Here is a 4,818-nt window from a genome sequence, read left to right on the forward strand (position 1 = left end):
CAAAATGTTCAAACCAATGGCAATGACCGTAGGTTTTGCGGTTATTGGGGCATTCATTTTGTCGTTGACTTATGTGCCAATGATGAGTGCCATGTTCTTATCAAAAAATACAGAACACAAAACTAATTTTAGTGATAAAATGATGGCGTGGTTTGAAAAAATCTACACACCATTTTTAGACCGAGCGTTACGATTTAAAAAAGCAGTTCTAGCCATTTCATTAGCGATGTTTGTCTTTGCTATTATCGTTTTTCAAAATATGGGTGGCGAATTCATTCCAACTATCGAAGAAGGAGATTTAGCCATTAATGCTACTATTATGACTGGAAGTTCGCTATCCCAAATGGTAGAAACCACAACCAAATACGAAAAAATCCTAAAAGCAAAATTCCCTGAAATCAAAACTATTGTTACAAAAATTGGAAGTGGCGAAATCCCAACCGACCCAATGCCAATAGAAAGTGGCGATTTGATTATTGTTTTAAAAGATAAAGACGAATGGACATCTGCTGACAATTGGGAAGATTTAGCCAACTTAATGAAAGAAGAAATGGAAGCTATTCCTGGTGCAAACATCGAAATTTCGCAACCCATTCAAATGCGATTCAACGAATTAATGACAGGAAGTCGAAGCGATATTGCCATTAAAATTTTTGGCGATGATTTAGAAGTTTTAGATACAAAAGCCAAAGAATTAATTTCTAAAGTAAATACTATTGAAGGGATTGGCGATTTAAAAGCCGATAAAGTAACTGGACTTCCACAAATCACAGTCAAATACGATTACAATAAAATTGCGTTGTATGGTTTAAATATTGCAGACATCAATCAAATTATCCGTTCTTCTTTTGCAGGTGAAAGTGCAGGTAAAATTTATGAAGAAAGCAAACGTTTTGATGTAGTCGTTCGTTTAAACAAAGACAATCGTAGCGACATTACTGATGTTAGTAATTTATTTATTCCATTACCAAATGGACAACAAGTACCACTTTCGCAAGTAGCATCAATCAATTACGAACAAGGTCCGGTTCAAGTTTCTCGTGAAAATGGTAAACGTAGAATTACAATAGGTTTAAATGTTCGTGGTCGTGATGTAAAAAGTGTTGTCGAAGAAATTCAACAAAAATTAGAAACCAGTTTTAAACTTCCTGCTGGGTATTATGTTACGTATGGCGGACAATTTGAAAATTTGGTGGAAGCCAACAAACGACTTTCGGTAGCTTTACCAATCGCTTTAGGATTAATTATGGTGTTGTTATTTTTTACTTTCAATAGTATGAAACAAGCCGCATTAATTTTTACAGCCATTCCATTATCGGCAATCGGTGGTGTTTTTGCACTTTGGTTACGAGGAATGCCTTTTAGCATTTCGGCAGGTATTGGATTTATTGCTTTGTTTGGAATAGCTGTATTAAACGGAATTGTGCTAATATCCTATTTCAACCAACTCAAATCCGAAGGGATAACCGACCCATTACAACGGGTTTTAATAGGTACAAAAACCAGACTTAGACCAGTATTAATGACTGCTGCGGTTGCTTCATTAGGATTTTTGCCAATGGCATTATCAACTAGTGGTGGAGCCGAAGTACAAAAACCATTAGCAACGGTAGTTATTGGCGGATTAGTTTCGGCAACATTACTAACCTTAATCGTTTTACCAATACTTTATTTATTATTTGAAAAGGGAATTAAAAGAAGAAAAAAAATGTCAAATCCAATTGTAACAATACTCGTTTTGTTAATTAGTAGCTTTTCGTTTGCTCAAAACAGTCAAACAATAACATTAGAAAAAGCTATTGAAAAAGCAAAAGCAAATAACATCGACTTAAAAATCGCGGATAAGGAAATTGAAAAACAAACTGTTCTAAAGAAAACAGCATTTCAAGTAGATCCTTTGCAAGTGCAATACCAAGGCGGACAATTCAATAGTGTCGATTACGACCACAACGTTTCTATTCAACAATACTTTCCAATTGGTAAAATCACAAAAGCCAATCGCCAACTGCAAGAGGAATTAGCCAAATTGGCTGAAAAACGAAAAGCATTAACGGAGTATGAAATTGAAAAAGCCGTATCATTAGCATACTATCAATATTTATATGGAATTTCTATTCAAAAGTTAAATAATGAGTTGTTCGAGATTTATGCTAAATTCCTTAAAAATGCAGAGCTTCGTTTTCAAATCGGAGAAAGTGGCAACATTGAAGTAATCAGTGCTAAAGCCAAATCGAAAGAAATCGAAACCCAAAAAGCACAGTTAGAATATGACTTGGTAGTTTATCAAAAGCAATTGCAATATTTCATTCAAACAGATGAAAACATAGTTCCTGATGCCAATACACCATTGCAATATGCTAATCCAACAACGAGTAAAGATGACAAAATACAAGGATTAGTAAACGATTATTACACACAGCAAATTTCAGTGTATCAAAAGGAAGCCAATACGTTCAAAGCAATGCGAACTCCTAAATTAGGTTTGGGGTATTTTGGTCAAACCATCGATACAAAATCCTATTTTCAGGGTTTTACTGCCGGATTGCAAATTCCTTTATTTGGTGGTGCAAATACAGCAAAAGCCAAAGCATCAGAAATTAGTATTTCGCAATCGCAATTAGAATTAGATAAAAGCAAATTGACTTTGAAATTACAGAAAGAAGAACTACAAAATGAGTTTGAAAAACAGAAAAAAGCACTTGTATATTACCAAAACGAAGGATTGCAATATGCCGAACAAATTATTACAACGGCTCAAAAAAGCTATGCCAATGGTGATATGAGTTACTGGTCATACATTAGTTTTTTAAACCAAGCCATTGACATCAAAAAGCAAAATGCCGAAGCCGTTAATACTTACAATCAAAGTGCTATTCAATTGCAATTTCCATCTTTCAACAACAATTAATATTCCATTATATGAAAAATATATTTTTAAAACCAAATTGTAATCGAAGTTCATTCTTCAACCTCTTTATTCTGTTTTCTATTCTCTTTACTCTAAATTCCTGTGGCGAAAAGAAAACCGAAGAAACCCACGAAGAAGAAAAATCAGAAACCGAAGTTGCCTTGACAGAAGCGCAATTTAAAACTATTGGTATCGAAACAGGCGGTATCGAAATGAAAAACCTAAATACGGTAATCAAAGCCAATGGTTATACAGCAGTTCCACCACAAAACATGGCTAATATTTCAACCTTAATTGGTGGCGTTGTTAAAGATATTTATGTGTTAGAAGGAACTTACGTTGCAAAAGGTAAAACATTGGCAACTATTCAAAACCTTGAAGTTACCGAAATGCAAGAAGATTACAATTCCGCTATTGCCAACATTGAATACTTGCAATTGGAATATAATCGTCAAAAAACATTGAGCGATGAAAATGTAAATCCTCGCAAAACATTTCAAGAAGTAAAATCAAAATTAGCAGTAGAAAAAGCTAAAGCACAAGCCGCAAAAAACAAGCTGCAAGCGTTAAATGTTAGTTTAAGCGGAAACACTTCGTTAATTCCAATTGTTTCGCCAATAAGCGGTTATGTGGGTAAAATAAGTATAACAAAAGGAGCATTTGCAGAAACAGGCGTAACACTTTTTGAAGTAGTAGATAACAGCCAAATGCACTTGGATTTAAATGTGTTTGAAAAAGATTTGGGAAAAATTTCCGTAGGTCAAGAAGTCGATTTTGTATTAACCAATCAGTCCAATAAATCCATTAAAGGGAAAATATTTGGCATCAATAAATCATTTTCCAACGAAAGCAAAACAGTTGCGGTTCATGCCAAAATCAATCCAAGCGATGCCAAAGATTTAATTTCCGGAATGTATGTAGCTGCCAATATCAATATCACCAATCAAACCGTTCAGGCACTTCCAAAAGATGCAATTGTTAGAAATGGCGATAAATATTACATTTACATTCAAGAAGAGCACCAACAAGAAGCTCCAAAAGTAAAAGAAGAAGAGCATCAACATAAAGAAGGAGAAGAACATTCAGAACACGCTGAAGGCAAAGAAGAAGGACACAATGAAGTGCACTTCAAAGCAATCGAAGTGGTTCCTGGAACTACTGATTTAGGTTACACCGAAATAAAATTAGTCGAAGAAATTCCTGCCGATGCGAAAATTGTTATAAAAGGTGCTTTTTACTTACTAGCAACTTCAAAAGGTGGCGGTGAACACGAACATTAAAAATAAATTATTAATCATTAAATAAAATCAAATGAAAAATTCAATTTTAAAATCAATCTTTTTTTTAACACTATTATTTTTTACAAGCAATACTGCTTCTGCACAAAAAGCCAATCAAAAAGCTGTAATCAAAACTTTTTTACATTGTGATCATTGTAAAGAATGTGAAACTTGTGGTTTAAAATTCAAAACTGAAATGCTCAAAATTAAAGGTTTAAAAATGTATGAGCTTGACGATAAAGCAATGACATTTACAGTGTATTATAATGCAAAGAAAACAACCTTACAGACCATTAAAGAAGGTATTTCTAAATTAGGATACGATGCAGATGAAGTAAAAGCCGATCCAAAAGCGTATGAAAATTTAGATGGATGTTGTAAAGCGTAATCCAAATGGAAAACAAAAAATCACATTGGGAAAATGTTTTTGCAACCAAAAATCCTAATGAAGTAAGTTGGACACAAAAATATCCAAAAACTTCAATGGAGTATTTAAAAAATGTAAACCTATCAAAAACTGCCAATATAATTGATATTGGCGGTGGCGATAGCAATTTTGTGGATGCCTTATTAGAAAAAGGATATCAAAATATTTGGGTATTGGACATCTCTGAATTTGCTTTAGAAAGA

The 4,818-nt window shown here is 33.7% G+C and carries 3 protein-coding genes and 1 pseudogene; all 4 read left to right on the plus strand.

Annotated elements, in window-relative coordinates:
* On the plus strand, positions 1-2,908 hold a 2,908-nt coding region (locus B2741_RS01935; RefSeq protein ID WP_291134936.1), incomplete at its 5' end, for a CusA/CzcA family heavy metal efflux RND transporter.
* An 11-nt stretch (positions 2,909-2,919) separates the two neighbouring features.
* Positions 2,920-4,188, plus strand: a complete 1,269-nt coding sequence (locus tag B2741_RS01940; protein WP_229324104.1) for an efflux RND transporter periplasmic adaptor subunit — start codon at positions 2,920-2,922, stop codon at positions 4,186-4,188.
* 31 nt (positions 4,189-4,219) lie between these two features.
* Positions 4,220-4,576: a hypothetical protein gene (locus tag B2741_RS01945; RefSeq protein ID WP_064715035.1), complete on the plus strand. Its 357-nt coding sequence runs from the start codon at positions 4,220-4,222 to the stop codon at positions 4,574-4,576.
* 5 nt (positions 4,577-4,581) lie between these two features.
* Positions 4,582-4,818: pseudogene (locus B2741_RS01950) on the plus strand (SAM-dependent methyltransferase); the annotation flags it as partial.

Origin of the sequence: Flavobacterium sp. UBA7663 (genome assembly GCF_002483315.1) — a bacterium.
Lineage (GTDB): Bacteria > Bacteroidota > Bacteroidia > Flavobacteriales > Flavobacteriaceae > Flavobacterium.